The following is a 16,496-nucleotide window of genomic DNA, read 5'->3' as shown; positions in this document are numbered from 1 at the left end:
CCGTTCATCCCAGCATCGAGCGCTCATGCTAGAACACGCGTCATCCGACTTTCAGGTGCTTGGCGGCCCCGGCTTGGGCAAAATCGCGCCGCGTGTGAACATGGCGACACCGGCGCGCCGACCGCCGCCGACTACGCTCGGTGGCCATGAGCAGCACACCGCCCCCGGATCGACCGACCGAGCAGGATTTCCACCGGCTGCTGGAGCGTACCGGTGCCGAGATTGCCCCGGGCCTGACCGAGGACGAGTTCGAATCGGTGGAAAAGGAGTTCGGATTCCGGTTCGCCGCCGATCACCGTCTGTTGTTGTCGGCCGGCCTGCCGGTCGGGAAGAGCTGGCCGAAGTGGCGTGACGGCAACGCGCGGAGCCTGAAGGCGCAGCTGGGCTGGCCGAGTGAGGGTGTCCTGTTCGACGTCGAGCACAACGCTTTTTGGCCCTCGACGTGGGGCGCGCGTCCGGCACAGCTCAAGCACGCGCTCAAGTCGGCGCGATATCACCTGGCGCGGGTGCCGACGATGGTGCCGGTGTACGGCCACCGCTACCTGCCCGGCACCGAGGGCCAGTGGGGTCACCCGGTGTTGTCCATGATGCAGACCGACATCGTGGTGTACGGCGCGAACCTGGCCAACTACCTCGCGGCGGAGTTCGCCGGCGGGACGATCGAGCAGGCGCCGGTGACGGTGCCGTTCTGGCGCGACCTGGTCTCGTGAGCGGGTACGTCCGGCGCGCCGACGTCTCGTGACCCGGGTGTCGCCCGAGCCCGGGGTGTCGCCCGAGCCCCGGGTGTCGCCCGGCCGCCGCCCGGGCCCGGGCGCAGTGCCGCGGCGCGGCCGCCGCGACGAACGCGAACCCGGCCGAGGTCCGAGCCCAGGCCGCTCACCACGGCCGACAACCTTCGGTTGTCGGTGCGGGTAATCGGTTGTTGGCCCTGGAGACACCCGCCGATGTCTGCTGGATCCCGGCGGGTGCACCGGCGCACCCGAGCGGTGGACCCGGGCACGCGGACACCGCAACGCCAGGACCGACCCGGGAGCAGACCGCGATGCAGGCGCCGACACCGACCGGACCGGCGGACCCGTCCGCCATCACCACCATTTTCGATGCGCCCGGATTCCTCCCGCAGTTCATCGCCGGCAATCGTTCCAGGGCGCTCGTCTGCGGACTGGATCCGTACGAGTACGACCGGGTCACCGCCGACCTCGACACGCTCCGCGACTGGTTGCCCGCCTTCCGGCGGGTCGGCGAGAGGTACCGCCACGCGGGCGAGACGTACGCGGCGGACGGGCGCGTGGTGTCCGCGGGCGACGCGCTGCGCACCGCCGCGCGCTGGCTGCACTGTGCGACGTTCCCGCCGCTCGCCGAACACGAGCGCACGATCGCGGCGGCGCGCGAGGCGGACGCGGTGATGGCACGGGCGTTCGCGTGCCTGGACCCGGGTGCGGTGCGGATCGAGGGGGAGGGGTTCGCGGGATGGCTGCGCCGGCCTCCCGGCTGGGTCCGGCCGAACCGGGTGGTGGTCGTGGCTCCCGGCCTCAACTCCGGCAAGGAGGAGTTCCACGCGGTCGACGAGGCGCTGCTGCGACGCGGCGTCGCGAGCTTCTCCTTCGACGGCCCCGGCCAGGGCGTCCTGGTCGACACCGCGCCGCGAGCCGACTACCACCGCGTGGTCGGCCGGGTGATCGACGCCCTGGAGACCCGTACCGACCTGGACACCGGCGCCGGCGTCGGCCTGGTCGGGATGAGCCTGGGCGGCTTCTACGCGACCCTGACCGCCGCGCACGAACCACGCGTGGCCGCAACCGTCGCGGTCAGCGGCCCGTACCGGCTCGACTGGGCCGAACTCCCGCTGTTCGTGCGGGAGACGCTCACCGTGCGCACCGGGAGCGCGGGCGCCGCCCAGGAGTTCGCGCGCGGCGTCGATCTCGCCGGGATCGCGACGGGCATCGGCACGCCGCTGCGGGTGGTCGAAGGCGGCGAGGACATCACGCCCGGCGTACTCCCCGCCGAACGTGCCGCTCACCAGGCGCCTTCGGGCGAACTGCTCGTGGTCCCGTACGGCGACCACCTGCTGTGCAACGCGCAGTCCGCGTGGCTCCCCGACACCGCCGACTGGCTGGTGGACCGACTCGGGTAGCCGACGGCGTCAGCGAGTCAGGCCCGCGTCGTGGGCGATCAGACCGGCCTGGGTGCGATTGGCGCAGTCGAGTTTGGTCAGGGTGCGCGAGACGTACGCCTTGACGGTGGCCTCGGTCAGGTGCAGGCGGGCCGCGATCTGGGAGTTGGACAGGCCCTCGCCCAGACAGCCCAGGATCTCGGTCTCCCGGTCGCTGAGTTCGCGAATCGTGTGGAGGGCCGCACGGCGCGCGGTGTCGCGGGCCGCGCTCGCGCCGATCAGATTGCGGGCGGCGGCCGGCGACAACACGGTATTGCCGTCGGCGGCCACCCGCAGCAGGGCGATCAGGTCCTCGGGCGGGGTGTCCTTGAGCAGGAAGCCGACCGCGCCGGTGTGCAGCGCGCGCAGCACGTGGTCGTCGGTGTCGATCGTGGTCAGCACGACGACCTTGGGCGGCGTGTCGAGCCGGACCATCCGGCGCAGCGCGGACAGCCCGTCCACGCCGGGCATGTGCAGATCCAGCAGGACCAGGTCCGGGCGATGCCGGACCACCTGTTCCAGCGCCTCGGCGCCGTCGTACGCCTCGCCGACGATGTCGAGATCCGGGGCACCGCCGAGGATCGTGCGCAGGTGCGCGCACACCATGCGCTCGTCGTCCACCAGCAGGAGTCGGATCATGCGGCACCTTCGTCGAGATCTCGGTGGGGCAGGAGGGATACGGAGGGGATCGGGACGAACGCGTCCAGCACGAAGCCCCCGGTGTCGTCGGGTCCGGCACGCAGCCGCCCGCCCAGGAGTTCGACGCGTTCGCGCAGGCCGAGCAGGCCGGTGCCGCCGGTGCCCAGGTCGACGTCCGGGGCCCGGGCCGCCTCGGTGTTGGCGACGGTGACGCCGATGCCCGAGGGCTCGTGCCGGATCGACACCCGCACCCGGGCGCCGGGCGCGTGCTTGTGCACGTTGGTCAGCGCCTCCTGCACCACGCGCCGCACGGTCCGCGCGGCGGCCGGCGCGTCCCCGGCGGCCGGTACGCCGGTCACCGTCGACTCGATCGTCACGCCGGCGGCGCGCGAGTCGGCGATCAGGTCGGATACGTCCGGCCCGTTCGGCGTGCCGACCGACGACGGATCGTCGGGGGCCTTCGATCCCGCGATCGGTTGGGCCGGGGCACCCGGCCCCGGGATCGGTTCGTCGGGGGCGCGCAGCACCGCGACCAGTTCGCGCAGCTCGGCCAGGGCCTGACAACCGGTCAGGCGTAGCTCCTCGGCCGCCGAGCGCACGTCGTCCTGCTTGGCGATCGTGCGCAGCGCGCCCGCCTGAAGCACCATCAGCGAGACCCGGTGGGTGATCATGTCGTGCATCTCGCCCGCCAACCGGCGCCGTTCCTCGGCCCGTGCCCGTCGATCGCGTTCGGCCTGCTCACGCTCGACCCGTTCGGCGCGCTCGGTCAGCGCGAGCAGCAGGCTGCGGCGCGAGGCCAGGTACATCCCGAGCAGCAGCGGGGTGCCGATGGCGAGGAACTCGACGAAGACGTCCGAACCCGGTTGGGCCCGCCACGGTTCGCACATGGTCACCGCGAGCCCGGCGGCGAGCAGCCACTTGGCGGGCCGGTGCGCGGCGTACGCGCCGAGCGCGTAGGCCGCGAACGGCCCGGCCAGAACCGGACCGCCGATCGACAGCGCGAAGACGATCGCGGCCGAACCGAGCGGCCGGCGGCGACGCGGGATCAGCGCGGCGCCGGCGGCCACCTGGATGAATACTCCCCACCACGGCACGTTCTGCGGCGTCTGCCATCCGCCGTTCTCGAACGAGTCCAGCGCGCGCAGCAGTCCCGCCAGGGCGGCGACCGACATCGCCAGCACGACGTCGAAGACGAGGGCGCGCGGGATCGACCCGGGCGGCGGACGGTACACGTCGGCCAACCTATCGGGAGGGGTCCGGGCGTTCGGCCACGCACCGCGCACGTCCGCGATCGGGCCACGCGGGGTCCGTGGGATCCGCGCGATCGGCCCCCGGTTCCTGCGGTTCATTCGGTCCCGAGCGCGCCGAGCACCGACATGCGCGCCGCCCGACGGGCAGGCCACGCCGCCGCGAGCACGCCGACGCCGATCGCGCCGAGGACGAACAGGACGATGCGCGGCCACGGGATCGTGGCGCCCAGGGGGACGTTGCCCAGGTCGATGCCGCGCACCGCCAGAACGCCCACCGCGACGCCCAGGACGACTCCGAGCAGGGCGCCGAAGAGCGAGATCAGCGCCGCCTCCAGGCGGATCAGGTCGCGCACCCTGCGGGCGTCCAGGCCGATCGCGCGCAACAGGCCGATCTCGCGGGTGCGTTCGAGCACCGACATCGCGAGGGTGTTGACGATGCCGATGACCGCGATCAGGACGGCCATGCCGAGCAGGCCGTAGACGATGTTCAGGAGCAGATCGATGCCGGCCGCCAGACCCTTGCGCAGCTCGTCCTTGGATTGCACGCGCAGCGCGGGGTCGGCGCCGAACGCCTCGTCCAGGGTGGCGTGGAGGGCCTTGGCCTCGCCCGACACGGCGCGGACGAACACCTGGCGGCCGAGCGGGCGTTCCAGGTGCGGGTCGAGTGTGTGGGTGGAGACCAGGTAGGGCGCCACGATCGGGTTGGCGCGGTAGATGCCGCCGACGCGCAGTGTTCCCGGGACGCCGTCGGGGAAGGTCACGGGCACGGTCATGCCGACCTCGAGCCCGCGCGAGTCCGCTTCGATCCGCTCGACGAGCAGGTCTGTGCCGAGTGCCTCGGGTCCACCCGCGACGAAGTCGAGACGCATCACCCGGGGGCCGGCGACCGCGTCCATGGCGGCGAGTTCGCGCTCGCCGCCGGCGATCCTCGCGGCGCTCGTCCGGTACACACTCGCGGCGGCGACGTGCGGGAGACGGCCGATCCGCTCCATGGTCTCGGGAGCCATCGGGTCGCGCAACGTGGTGGACACCGCGTAGTCGGCGGTCAGCCCGCGCGCCGCCGCGTGGTCGAGGCTGTCCCGCAACGACGCGCCGATCACGGTCAGTCCGGTGACCAGGAACAGGCCGATCATCAGCGCCGAGGCCGTTGCGGCGGTACGGCGCGGATCGCGCAGCGCGTTGCGGCTCGCGAGCCGGCCGGTCACCCCGAACACCCGGGTGAGCGGGCGGGCGAGGAGGCCGATGACGGCCACCGACAACAGCGGGATCAGCATCAGCACGCCGGTCACCGCGACCACCCCGCACACCACGATCAGCATGGGCTTGCCATCACCGCCCGGCGCGACGCGCGTGGTCACGTACGCGCCGGTGACGCCTACGACGAGCAGGAGCAGGCCGAGCAGATTGCGGCGGAGCAACCCCGTGGGGTTGGGCGGGCTCGCCCGGAGCGCGGCCATCGGGGGGATTCGGGCCACCTTGCGGGTGGGTAGCCACGCGGCGGCGACGGTGACGCCGACGCCCACGACGAGGGACCACAGGATCGTGGCGGGCCGTACCACGAGTGGGCCGCGCGGCGGTTCGGCGTCGGTGCCGCGCAGCAGGGCGAGCAGTCCGGCGGCGAGGGCGATGCCCAGGAGCAGGCCGAGCAGCGCGCCGACCAGGCCGGTGGCCAACGCCTCGAAGCGCACCGAGCGGGTGACCTGGCGGCGGGTGGCGCCCACCGCACGCAGCAGCGCGAGTTCGCGGGTGCGCCGGCCGATCAGCATGGTGAAGGTGTTGGTGATGATGAACGTGCCGACGAACAGCGCGATACCGGCGAATACGAGCAGCCCGGTGGCCAATCCGACGGTGCCGGCCGCGGCCAGGTCGCGGCGTTCGGCGGTGAGTGTGGCGCCGGTGACCACCTCGGCACCGGCGGGGACCAGGGCGCGGACGGCGTCTATCACTGCGGCGTCGGTGGTGCCGGAGTGGGTGGAGGCGGTGATCAGGTCGTACGTGCCCGGGGCGGTGAACAGGCCCTGCGCGGTGGAGGTGTCGAACAGGGTGAGGGTGGCGCCGAGGCGGATTCGGGCGTCGTCGGCGTGCACGGTGCCGACGAGCGTGGCGTCCAGCGTGCCGCCGCCGGCGACCACGCGCAGCCGGTCGCCGACCCGGTAGCCGGCCGAGCGGGCACCCGCGTCGTCCAGGGCGATTTCGCCCGAGGCGGTGGGTGCGCGACCCGAGGTCACCCGGTACAGCGGATCGGAACCGTCGGGCCCGGGCGCGTGGTTGGTGCCCACCGCCTCCTCGACCCGGCCGACCAGATGCCCTTTGCGGTCGACGACCACGGCGGGCCCGGAAACGGAACCGCGCACGGACTCGACGCCGGGCAACGCGCGCAGCCGATCCACCAGGTGTGCGTCCAGCACGGGTCGGTCGGGCGTGTCCTGGTCGGGATCGATGCGGACGCCGACGGCGACCCCCGCGAAGTCGTCGGCGGCGGCCGACGCGGACGCCTCGGTGATGCTGTCCTTGAGGGTGAGCACACCGGAGACGAACGCGACGCCGAAGACGATCGCGAGCACCGTCAGAGCCAGGCGCGCCCGCTGCGCGGCAAGGGTACGAAGGGCGTTCCTGAGCATGGGCGACGTCCTGAACACGATGGGATTCCGGCCGAAGTCGGCAAGACCCCACCACCCTCACGCGGGCCCATATCCCTTCGATACGTCCACGGGAGGGCCTCGGTATCCACCATCGCCACCCCAGTGGTCCGATCGGACCACCCGAACCAACAAAGGACGCACCGCCGTTGCGAGACGGACGCCTCACCTCACCGCGTAACGCCGGTCGTGTTCCGCTGACTTCGCATGCGGTGGGCTCTTCCGGCCATGGTTCGAGTTTCGAGCCCTGTCCCAGCCGTCCTCGCGTTCGTCCGCCGTAAGCGTGTTGTTACAGAGTCTGCTCGTTCTCGGGTCGACCGAGCGTCCAACCTGTTGCCGGGGTATCCGGTGCGCCCCGGCGGAACCCGCCCGGCGTGTGGGCCGTTGCGGGCGTCCGGGGCGTGCCGGGATGTCCGCTGTTCCCTCTCGTGACCATGTCACCGGTCTGCGACAGCGGCGTCGTGGACCGTCGACTCCCGTATCGCCGCCGTCCGCGGCCGTTTCATAGTGGATCTCGCAAGCAGCCGGGAGCCGAACGAGTTTCGGCCCGACCACTGGACACCAAGGGGTTCTCTTCATGTTCGGCCAACGTCGCAAGGCCATTCTCGTCTCCGCAGCCCTCGCCACCGGCGCCATGCTGATGACGGCGTGCCAGGACACGGACTCGGACAAGAACACCGGCGCCGCACCGCCCCCCGCCTCCGCACCCGCCGGCCAGGCCGGCAACGCCCCCACCCAACCCGCCGCCTCCACCACCACCGGCGGCAACCAAAGCGGCGGCCAGAGCGGCGGTACGACCCCCGCCGGAAAGACCTCCGCAGGCCAGGGCACCACCGGCACCGGCACCACTGGCGGGGCCGGAGCCGGCGACAACGGCTCGATCGGCAAGTGCCGCACCGACGACCTCAGGGCCACCGCGCAGGACGCCACCATCAGCGGCGACGACGAACTCACCGTCATGGTGACGTTCAAGAACATCGGCCACAACTGCACGATGTCCGGATTCGCGGGCGTCGACCTCCAGACCGCCAAGGGGCCCCTGTCCGCCGAGCGCCTCGGCGCCCCGGCCGACCCGTTCGTCCTCAAGAGCGACAAGTCCGTGTCCTTCGGCGTCACCTACCCCAGCGGAGCCACCGGCGACTACGGCGTCAAGGTCACGGGCCTGCGGGTCACCCCGCCCGGAGAGACCAGGACCATCACCCTGAACTGGCCCGGCACCCCCACCGTGCCGGTCGTCGACGGCGCCGGCTCCCCGATCAACGTCGGCCCCATGGGCGGCGCCGGCCAGGGCGGCTGACCCACACCCGCGCAACACCGACGCACACCCCGGGCCCCGCCCCACCGCTTCAAGCGGTGGGGCCCCTGCCCACAGACCCACAGACACCGGACAGGCCCTGATCCCGATGAGGGCTCAGGGCTTGAGCGTGAAGGTGAAGTCGTCGGAGAGCTTGCCGTTCAGCCGGACCGCCGAGACGACTCTCCCCTCCACGATCAGCCGCTCGACCTCGGCCCGGGAAAGACCGCAACCTTCGGCGATCAGTCGCCCCGGCCGGACCGGGATCCGCGCCGCGAAGCGGACCGAGACGTCGATCACCTCGCGGTCGGAACAATCCGATCCGCCGGTGTCGAGGCGCCAGGCGCCGTCCCAGTCGAGGGCGATGCGATTACGGCGCCGTAGGACCGGATCCTGGAGCAACTCGGCCGTCAGGCCGGGGTCGTTGTCATGCAGCCGGTCGAGCAGTTCAGGTCGTACGGAGCGCACATTCATCCGCTCCAGGACCGTGAGCTTGGCCGTTTCCCCGCAGGCGATACAGAGCGCGAGGAGCCAGGCGTCGATGAGCTTGTGGTTTGCGTTGACGCGGAATTTGCCGCTTGCCCGGAAGCGCTCGGACGCGCACGCGTGACAACGGCGGAGAACGAGCGGCAGGCAGGTGGGTACGACCACCCAGTTTTCGAGCACAGAAGTACACCGGTTCCAGTGAGAAGTCGGCAGCAAAAAGCAGCGCGGCGCACATGTGCGGCGACGCGCGACGATTCATCGCTCGGGAGGTCTCACAGGGTGTACAACGGCACGTCCTTGCCCAGACGACTGGATTCGGCAGCACGGTAGGGCGCACGGGGGCGCAACTCCACCGGTTTTCGGGCGCCGCATCGCCGGGCCTCGAAACTCTTCGGCCGGGCCTGGGCACGACAAAAGCCCCGTCACAGCGGCTGGACCGGGTGTGACGGGGCCTGGGTCGGCTCACGAAGGCTTCGATCGCCTCGAAGATGTCGCGGTCGGTTTCCTGTTGCCGGGCCGGCGGATCGCGCCGGTCGGCGACACGGCAGGGCTCGGGCTCGCCCGGTAAGCGACGCGGTGGGCGGTGCGTCAGGTGCTGATCGTGGCGACGGGTTCGAGGCCGTAGGTGCGGGCATAGCCGTTCTCGGTGCCGACGAGGAGGTCGAGGACCTCGAAGTAGCGGTCCCAGAAAGGGGTTTCGCGTAGTGCGTCGATGAGGAGCCGGTAGGCGTGGTGGTCGTCGGCTTCCCACACCCAGACGTCGGTGACGCGTGCGGAGTAGAACTCCGTGTCGTAGAAGCGTGACCGGACGCCGGAGGTCTTCGCCTTGATGGCCGGCAGCACGTGGGTGGTGAAGGCTTCCACGCGTTCCGGGACGGTCAGGGCGAGCCACTCGGCTGTGGTCTTGACCAGCATGAACGCCGTGATCGGCGGTTCGGTCTTTTCAGCGGGCATCGGGGTGCCTCCAATATGGCAGGTGGTGTGGGCGCGCCACGGCAGGTGGTGTGGGCGCGCCGGGCTCTGCGTGTTCCGGCGCCGGGTACCGGACTTCAGGAGTCGACGGCGGGCTTGAGGGTCTGCGCGCACCACTGCTCGAAGCTGGTGGGAGAGGCGGTGTCCGGGGTGCGGGCGACGCCGGCGTCGAGGCCCTCGTCCTTGGCCCGCTTCATGTCGACGATGCCCTGGACGAACTCCTCGTTGAGGCCGTAGCCGACGAGCGTGGCGTACATCTCCTCGAGCGACTGGCGCTCGTAGCGGACGGGGCGGCCGAGTTGTTCGGTCATGATGCGGGCCAGGTCGTTGGGGGACAGGTCCTGCGGCCCGAGGACCGCGACGCTGCCGGTGCCGGTCCAGGAGCGGTCCAGCAGCAGGCCGGCGGCGGTGGCCGCGATGTCGGCGACCGCGACGAAGGGGGCCTTGCGGTCGGCGTCGACGGTGTCGATGAACAGGCCCTGCTCGCGGATCGAGTCCACCTCCTCCAGGAGGTTCTCGAAGAAGGACGGGTTGGCCAGGGCCCGGTAGGCGACGCCGGCGTCGGCGATGAGGTCGTCCATGGCGAGGGAGGCGGTGACGAGGCCGGCTCGGTCGGCGAGCCCAGTGCCGCGGCCGAGCGCGGAGACGCCGACGACGTGGCCGACGCCGTGGGCGGCGAGCGCCTTGGCGGCGGGGCGGGTGAAACCGGTCCAGCCGTCCTGGGGGGTCAGGGAGGAGTCCGGGGGGACGAGCCAGAACACGGCGTCCGCACCCTCGAAGGCCCGGTCCAGGACCTCGGCGTCCGCGTGCGAGCCGGTGACCACGTCGACGCGTCCGCGCGCTTCGTCCGGAAGCCGGGCGGGATCACGCACGATCACGCGCAGTTCCTCGCCCGCGACGGGGGCGGACTCCAGGAGCAGCGAGAGCAGGTGACGGCCGATGTTCCCGGTGGGTGCAGTGATGACGATCATGAAAACCTCGTAGGTCGCGCCGGTTCGTTACGCCTGGATCCTGCTGAGGATCTCGGTGCTGCCACAATGGGAACTTCGGCACGGAATCATTGACTGAAATGGAATAATGCTGGTGAGCAGCCCGGATCCGGTCATCGACGCCAATCTCGCCATCGCGCTGGATGCCCTGCTGGCCGAGAACAGCGTGACCCGCGCCGCCGCACGCCTGCACACCTCGCCCGCCGCGATGAGCCGCACCCTCGCCCGGCTGCGCCGCATCCTTCAGGACCCCCTCCTGGTCCGGGCCGGACAGACCATGGTTCCCACCCCACGCGCCCAGGCCCTGCGTGAGGAGGCGGCCTCCGTGGTCCGCAGCCTCGGCGCGCTGCTCAGCCCCGGGGCGAGCGTCGATCCCGCGGGCCTGAGCAGCACCTTCACCCTCCAAGCCGCCGACCTGGTCGGCGCGGCACTGGCTCCCGGACTGCTGCAACTGGGCCGGCGGGAGGCGCCGGGGGTCTCGTTCCGGATCCTGGCCGAAGACCTGGAGGCCGGACCCGCCCTGCGCGACGGCCGGATCGACCTGGAGGTCGGATCCATCGACCACGTGGACCCCGAAACCCGGGTCGAGGAACTGGTCGGCCTCCGCATGGTGGCGGCCGTCCGGCCCGGCCATCCGCTCACCGAGGGGCCGCTGACCCCGGCCCGGCTTGCCGCCGCCCAGCACGTCGCGGTCAGCCGCCGGGGCCGGTTCACCGGCCCCCTCGACACGGCCCTGGGCGAGCGGAACCTCCGCCGGCGGGTCAGCGTCGTCCTCCCCAGCCACCTGGCGGCGATGACCCTCGCCGCCCGCAGCGACGTCGTCTGCCTCGTGCCCGCCGCACTCCCCGGCGCCGCCCCCTCGCCGCTCACCCACGACGCCGACGCCCTCGGACTGCACCTCCTCGACATGCCCCTGGAACTGCCCCCGGTGACCATCGGCATGGCCTGGCACCCCCGACACACAGCCGACGGCGCCCACCACTGGCTCCGCAACACCGTCCGCCGAACCCTCTGCCCCCCGACCCCAACCCCCGAGACCACCGCGGCGAACACGCCCGACCCGGAGTAGTACGGCACCACCCGGCCCCGACGGACGCATGCGCGTTGCCAGCAATCCAAGGTGCGTGCGCGCCCGCCCGTCGGCACGCCCCTCACCCCGTCCGGCTCGGCATCCTTGATGGGCCGGCGGCCCGTCAAGTGTGTACACCGGGCTCGTGGCGAAGCCTTGGCGCATTACGGAGCGCGTGTGTATTGCTTCGCGCGCCGTCTTGTTGCTCTCGACGCCCGAACGACACACTTGAGCACAGACCCTCTGACCCGCATGGACGTAGGGGTCGGGCTCTGCGCTGCATCGGTTGCACGACGAAGCCCCGCCACGTGAGGTGACGGGGCTCGGTCGGCTGGTGGATCAGGCAGCGAGCAACGTGGACAGCAGCGCGAACCAGGATGCGGGGACGACGACCAAGTGGCCGACGCTCAGGTCCTTCGAGTCCCGGTCACGTACGACGGAGAAGCCCGGGGCGACCTCCACGCACTCCGCACGACCTTCCCGATCGGGAGCCTCCATGTGCATGTTCGCCGAACTGCTGCTATCTGCACACGGATCACTGAACCGCGTCGTCGGTTCGGCGGACGAGAGGAAGAACCGGGCGGCTGGGACTCCGTCGGCTGACCACAGCCGGTGCGGTTCGTAGGCCGTCTTCCAAAGCCCGAACCGTTCCGTCTTCGGCTGACCGTCACTCCCGAGCCGTAAAGCCGAGCAGTCCGACATGATCGTCCGGACAAGTTCTAGTCGTTGCCGCTGCCGCCACGGGGCTGTGCCCCCAGCGGGTTCCAGTCACGGGCGTACTCGGCCAGCTTCCGGAAGAACACCGGCGGCGGGACGACTTTGCCCGCATCCCCGATCGGTGACGGCTCCAGCGGTATCAGCAGGTCTGCATGCGAGGAGTGCAACCACAGCGCGTTCTGATACATCGCCGGGATCCGTAGCAGCCGCAGATCGAACCCGGCGTTCGCGAGCTGCGGTAACGCCCGCGCCGCTTTCACCGCACCAGCGGTGGATGCCACGATTTGTCCCTCACTGAAGGACGGTTCCCCAGCTCCCTCCGGCTGTTCCGGGCCCTCGGGGCTCTCGGCACTGGCGATCACTTCACCCCCGGACTCCACCAGGAAGCGCCAGCCCATTGGCCGCGCCCGGTCCAGACTGCCACCGGCCTCGGCGGCGTCGGGTCCCATGACGAACACCTGGTGTGGTGTTGACAGTTCCAGATCCTCCACGCGAGCCGCGCCCAGCTTCTGCAGGCCGGCCCCGTGACCTCTCGCTACCACGCCGAGCGTTGAGCGCGTCTTGTCCCGCGCCCGCACCGGCGGGTCAGGCATATTCAGTGGCATGACGGCTCCCTAAGGCTCGGTGGTGTAGCTGTTGATCCATTCTCCGTTGCCGGAGTACCGCATGCAGAAGTCGGCATAGGTGTAATTCTCGACGCTTCCGCCATTACCCGGATCGTATATGACGACGCGATCCACTCCGCCCACGGATTGGTAGCCGTAAATGAGGACGATGTGCCCCGGCCAGAGCCTATCCCCCACTCTCCAGTGCAGATCCACGAGGATCGGCCGGTTCTGTGTCACCTGCGCTCTTACCTCGGCCACCGTCAAGGGGCGATTGAACACGCGATGCGTGAGACCCATCAATTCCATGGGTCGGTCTGGCCACGAGCCCTGGTTGCAGACACCGCCACCGCCCCCCGGCATTGCCGGCGCCGGACAACATTGGGCACCCGCGTTCCCGCGGTCAATGGCCAATGCGGTGGCCAGCCGGCACTGAGTCCAATCGGACTGCGGGCGATAGTAGCGCTCGACGCTGACCGAGCACGCGTCCCAGCACCAGTTGGTCCGCTGCTGGTGCTGGCCTTGGAAGCCGACCACGACTTGGTCGACCTTCGAGAGAAAGAATTTCTCATAGAGGCCGCCTCCGGTAGTCGTGCCGAACTGGCAGTTGACCGTCCCACCGGGCTCGGCGACCACCCCGGAACCATCCATGCGCATAAAGACTTTCGCGAAGGATGTGGATTCGAATGAGAACGAGCCGTTCGGCTGCTGCTGTAGACGGAACTTCTCGTCCGAGCCGCCCCTGGCGTTGAACTGGCAGTTTACGAGCCCGCCGCCCTGACCGGCGGGGGCGGTGAATCCCGGAGCCGTCATGCGTAAGTAGACATTCGGAAATGCCACCGACTCCACGGAGTACGACCCGTCGCCCTGGCGCCACAGTTTGAACGACTCGTAGGAACCTGCCCCGGGTGAGCAGTTCACCGTCCCGCCGCCATTGGCGGTCTGGGTGGTTACTCCGCTGCCGTTCATGCGCAGGTGAATGTTCTCGAAGTGTGCCGATCTGATGGTAATCGGTGAATCCCCGAGCGTGGCGAGATCAGCTTCGGTCAGGTTGGTCATCGACAATGCCCTCCTCATGGTCGATCAAGCCACCGACGCCTGGAAGGCGCGTGGTGGGTTCCTCATCGTTCTACAGGTGACAAGATCGTTACAAGAGGTGAAAATCCGCCTTACTGTGGTAATCAGCGGCTGAAATCTATAATGTCCTTCATGTGGCTTGCCGGTGTGCTAAGCACGCCTTTGGCTTGCGCTATCCAACCTCGACCTTTCGCGACGGTCCGCCGGCGGAGTTGGTGGACCGTTTCGTGCATTGGGCCGAGGCTGGGCGGGCCAAGAACCCGAGTGTCGTCTCGGGGTGGTGCCGCGTTCCACTGCTCCGGGTGTTGAGCTGCTGCCGTATGAACGAGGAATCCGTCGGCTATCCGGGGCTCGGCAGGAGTGCGCGCCGTTCGAGGGCGTCGGTGATGTGGCTGGTCCAGGGCCGGCGCCGGGCCGGGCGGAAACGAGCGGGTCGAACTACTGGCCCCCGGACCGCCTGCGCGAGCACATCGCCGAAATCGGCGCGTGTGTGAACGACTTCCTCGGCAAGGTCGCGGCCCTCGTCCGCGAACGATTCGGCGGCCGGATCACCTACGCCGCCGTACCGCTGGAACGCGTCGACTGGACGCCCTTCGACACCGTGTCCCTGGACCTCTACCGGTCGGCCGATACCGCCGCGCAGTTCGCCGAGGGCGTCCACGGTCTCGTCGCGTCGCAACAAAAGCCGTTCGCCATCACCGAGTTCGGTGCCGCATGCTTCCGCGGCGCGGGCGACACGGGCGCGCGTGGCCTGGAGATCGTCGAGCACGACAAGGACACCGGCGCACCGATCCACCTGAACGGCGAGTACGTCCGCGACGACGCCGGACAGGCCGGCTACATGCGCGAACTCCTCGAGGCGTTCGACGCCGGAGGCGTCGACAGCACCTTCGTGTTCCTCTTCGCGCTGCACTCCCGCCCGCACCGCCCCGACGGCGACCCCGCGACGACCTGGATCTGGCGAGCTACGGCATCGTCGAGGTCCTGGAGAACCGCCACGGGGACGCCTACCCCGACCTGCCCTGGGAGCCCAAGGCCGCGTTCACCACCCTCGCCGAGTACCACCGAACACACTGAACCGGCCGCCCCGCGAGTCGACGCGAACAGCGGCAACGTCCGACACGGCCTCCTGACACAGTGCCTGATTCCATCGAATCTGCGACCCCTATGGTCGAATGATCCTCGCATCTGCAAGGATGATGATCCGCAAGTGGCGGCTTCTGCCGTGGTTTGCGGGTATCGGCTTCGCTCGGTGGGAGAGGCGCTCGTGACTAGGATCCCGGCCGTGAACATGTTCGGGATCGGTGACGCGGCGGCTCTGCTCGGAGTGAGCGCGGACACGGTGCGGCGGTGGGTGGACTCCGGTCGGCTCGACGCGCGGCGGGACGAGAACGGTCGGCGGGTGGTGGAGGGTGCAGCGCTGGCCGCGTTCGCCCGCTCGGCGGCCGCCGGCGACGCCCGCGCGGACAGCGAGCGACTCGGCTGGTCGTCCGCGCGCAACCGCTTCCGCGGCATCGTCACCGACGTCCGCAAGGACACGGTGATGGCCCAGGTCGAGATCCAGGCCGGGCCGTACCGGGTGGTCTCGCTGATGAGCGCCGAGGCCGCGGACGAACTCGGCTTGCGGGTCGGGGTGCTCGCCACGGCAGTGGTGAAGTCGACGAATGTCATGGTGGAGCGGACCGAGGGCGCGCGTGAGCACTCCCTCGAATAGGTGGGGAGTCGACACGATGGGTGCCATGGGCACGGTGCGGGCCGGACGTGCGGTTTCGGCGGCGCTGCTCGCGGCTGCGCTGATCGCGCTCGCCGGATGCGGCAGCGACGACGACAAGGACGACAAGAAGGTCGGCGGGGCCACGCCGCCGGTCGGTGCCGGCGCGTCCGCGCCCGCCGCCGACGCCAAGCCGCTCAAGGGCACCGTCACCGTGTTCGCCGCGGCTTCGCTGACCGAGACGTTCACCGCGCTGGGCAAGCAGTTCGAGTCCGCGCACCCGGGTGTCACGGTCAAGTTCAACTACCTCGGCAGCTCGGCCCTGGCCGCGAGCATCAACCAGGGCGCGCCCGCCGATGTGTTCGCCTCCGCCGACGAGAAGAACATGAAGCTCGTCACCGACGCCAAGAGCGCCGACGGCAGGCCCGCCGCCTTCGCCAAGAACACGTTGCAGATCGCGGTCGCGCCGGGGAACCCGAAGAACATCAAGTCGCTCGCCGACCTCAAGCAGGACGGCCTCAAGGTCGCCCAGTGCGCACCGCAGGTGCCGTGCGGCGCCGCCGCGAAGACGGCCCTCGACGCGGCCGGGGTCAAGTTCACCCCCTCGACGCTCGAACAGGACGTCAAGGCCGCACTCACCAAGCTCACCCTGGGCGAGGTGGACGCCGCCCTCGTCTACCGCACCGACGTCAAGGCGGCCGGCGCCAAGGTGGTCGGCGTGGACTTCCCCGAGTCCGCGCAGGCGGTCAACACGTACCCGATCGTCCCGCTCGCCAAGGCGCCCAACACGGACGCGGCCAAGGCGTTCGTGGCGTACGTCCTGTCCGAGCCCGGCCGCACGGCCCTGACGACGGCGGGCTTCCAGACACCGTGAGCCAACCTCCCCGGGTCCGCCG

The 16,496-nt window shown here is 70.4% G+C and carries 15 protein-coding genes; 6 read left to right on the top strand and 9 right to left on the bottom strand.

Annotated features, from left to right (window positions below; translation table 11 throughout):
- Window positions 1-146 precede the first annotated feature (146 nt).
- Entirely contained in the window at window positions 147-710 is a 564-nt protein-coding gene (locus tag ACIBSV_RS04640) for a hypothetical protein (protein ID WP_395859487.1), read from the top strand.
- A gap of 332 nt (window positions 711-1,042) precedes the next feature.
- Entirely contained in the window at window positions 1,043-2,134 is a 1,092-nt protein-coding gene (locus ACIBSV_RS04635; protein WP_395859486.1) for an alpha/beta hydrolase family protein, read from the top strand.
- Window positions 2,135-2,143: 9 nt separating this feature from the next.
- Here the strand turns inward: ACIBSV_RS04635 and ACIBSV_RS04630 are convergent, their stop codons facing one another.
- The 3 genes from ACIBSV_RS04630 to ACIBSV_RS04620 form a co-directional block, all read right to left on the bottom strand.
- The gene (locus ACIBSV_RS04630; RefSeq protein ID WP_395859485.1) at window positions 2,144-2,791 is read right to left on the bottom strand and encodes a response regulator; all 648 of its coding nucleotides are present in this window, start codon (window positions 2,789-2,791) and stop codon (window positions 2,144-2,146) included.
- Complete coding sequence (locus ACIBSV_RS04625; protein WP_395859484.1) at window positions 2,788-4,023, bottom strand: sensor histidine kinase; 1,236 nt, start codon at window positions 4,021-4,023, stop codon at window positions 2,788-2,790. Before ACIBSV_RS04625 ends, ACIBSV_RS04630 begins: the two co-directional genes overlap by 4 nt.
- Before the next feature lie 113 nt (window positions 4,024-4,136).
- Window positions 4,137-6,662, bottom strand: a complete 2,526-nt coding sequence (locus tag ACIBSV_RS04620) for an FtsX-like permease family protein (protein WP_395859483.1) — start codon at window positions 6,660-6,662, stop codon at window positions 4,137-4,139.
- A 595-nt stretch (window positions 6,663-7,257) separates the two neighbouring features.
- Between ACIBSV_RS04620 and ACIBSV_RS04615 the strand changes: the two genes are divergently transcribed.
- Window positions 7,258-7,977 (top strand): DUF4232 domain-containing protein, encoded by a 720-nt coding sequence (locus tag ACIBSV_RS04615; RefSeq protein WP_395859482.1) that lies wholly within the window; start codon window positions 7,258-7,260, stop codon window positions 7,975-7,977.
- A 114-nt stretch (window positions 7,978-8,091) separates the two neighbouring features.
- Here ACIBSV_RS04615 and ACIBSV_RS04610 read toward each other — a convergent pair whose 3' ends face one another.
- The 3 genes from ACIBSV_RS04610 to ACIBSV_RS04600 all read right to left on the bottom strand — a co-directional run bounded on the left by ACIBSV_RS04610 (window position 8,092) and on the right by ACIBSV_RS04600 (window position 10,403).
- Window positions 8,092-8,640 carry a DUF1062 domain-containing protein gene (locus ACIBSV_RS04610; RefSeq protein ID WP_395859481.1) on the bottom strand — a complete coding sequence of 183 codons (549 nt, stop codon included), beginning with the start codon at window positions 8,638-8,640 and terminating at the stop codon, window positions 8,092-8,094.
- A 408-nt stretch (window positions 8,641-9,048) separates the two neighbouring features.
- Entirely contained in the window at window positions 9,049-9,414 is a 366-nt protein-coding gene (locus tag ACIBSV_RS04605; protein ID WP_395859480.1) for a darcynin family protein, read from the bottom strand.
- A gap of 95 nt (window positions 9,415-9,509) precedes the next feature.
- A complete protein-coding gene (locus ACIBSV_RS04600) occupies window positions 9,510-10,403 on the bottom strand; it encodes an NAD(P)H-binding protein (RefSeq protein WP_395859479.1) in 894 nt (297 codons plus the stop codon).
- Between the two features lie 106 nt (window positions 10,404-10,509).
- Between ACIBSV_RS04600 and ACIBSV_RS04595 the strand changes: the two genes are divergently transcribed.
- Entirely contained in the window at window positions 10,510-11,490 is a 981-nt protein-coding gene (locus tag ACIBSV_RS04595; protein WP_395859478.1) for a LysR family transcriptional regulator, read from the top strand.
- Between the two features lie 339 nt (window positions 11,491-11,829).
- Here ACIBSV_RS04595 and ACIBSV_RS04590 read toward each other — a convergent pair whose 3' ends face one another.
- The 3 genes from ACIBSV_RS04590 to ACIBSV_RS04580 form a co-directional block, all read right to left on the bottom strand.
- A complete protein-coding gene (locus ACIBSV_RS04590) occupies window positions 11,830-11,988 on the bottom strand; it encodes a DUF397 domain-containing protein (RefSeq protein WP_395859477.1) in 159 nt (52 codons plus the stop codon).
- Between the two features lie 221 nt (window positions 11,989-12,209).
- Window positions 12,210-12,812 carry a hypothetical protein gene (locus ACIBSV_RS04585; protein WP_395859476.1) on the bottom strand — a complete coding sequence of 201 codons (603 nt, stop codon included), beginning with the start codon at window positions 12,810-12,812 and terminating at the stop codon, window positions 12,210-12,212.
- Between the two features lie 9 nt (window positions 12,813-12,821).
- Window positions 12,822-13,871 (bottom strand): C39 family peptidase, encoded by a 1,050-nt coding sequence (locus ACIBSV_RS04580; protein WP_395859475.1) that lies wholly within the window; start codon window positions 13,869-13,871, stop codon window positions 12,822-12,824.
- Between the two features lie 1,303 nt (window positions 13,872-15,174).
- Here ACIBSV_RS04580 and ACIBSV_RS04575 point away from each other — a divergent pair.
- A complete protein-coding gene (locus ACIBSV_RS04575) occupies window positions 15,175-15,603 on the top strand; it encodes a molybdopterin-binding protein (RefSeq protein ID WP_395859901.1) in 429 nt (142 codons plus the stop codon).
- 25 nt (window positions 15,604-15,628) lie between these two features.
- On the top strand, window positions 15,629-16,474 hold the full coding sequence (gene modA / locus ACIBSV_RS04570) for a molybdate ABC transporter substrate-binding protein (RefSeq protein WP_395859474.1): 846 nt from the start codon (window positions 15,629-15,631) through the stop codon (window positions 16,472-16,474).
- Window positions 16,475-16,496: the final 22 nt, after the last annotated feature.

It is taken from the genome of Embleya sp. NPDC050154 (assembly GCF_044460165.1).
In the GTDB taxonomy this organism is placed as follows: Bacteria; Actinomycetota; Actinomycetes; order Streptomycetales; family Streptomycetaceae; genus Embleya.
The sequence above is the reverse complement of the archived record's forward strand: the minus strand, read 5'-3'. Positions and strand labels throughout refer to the sequence as shown.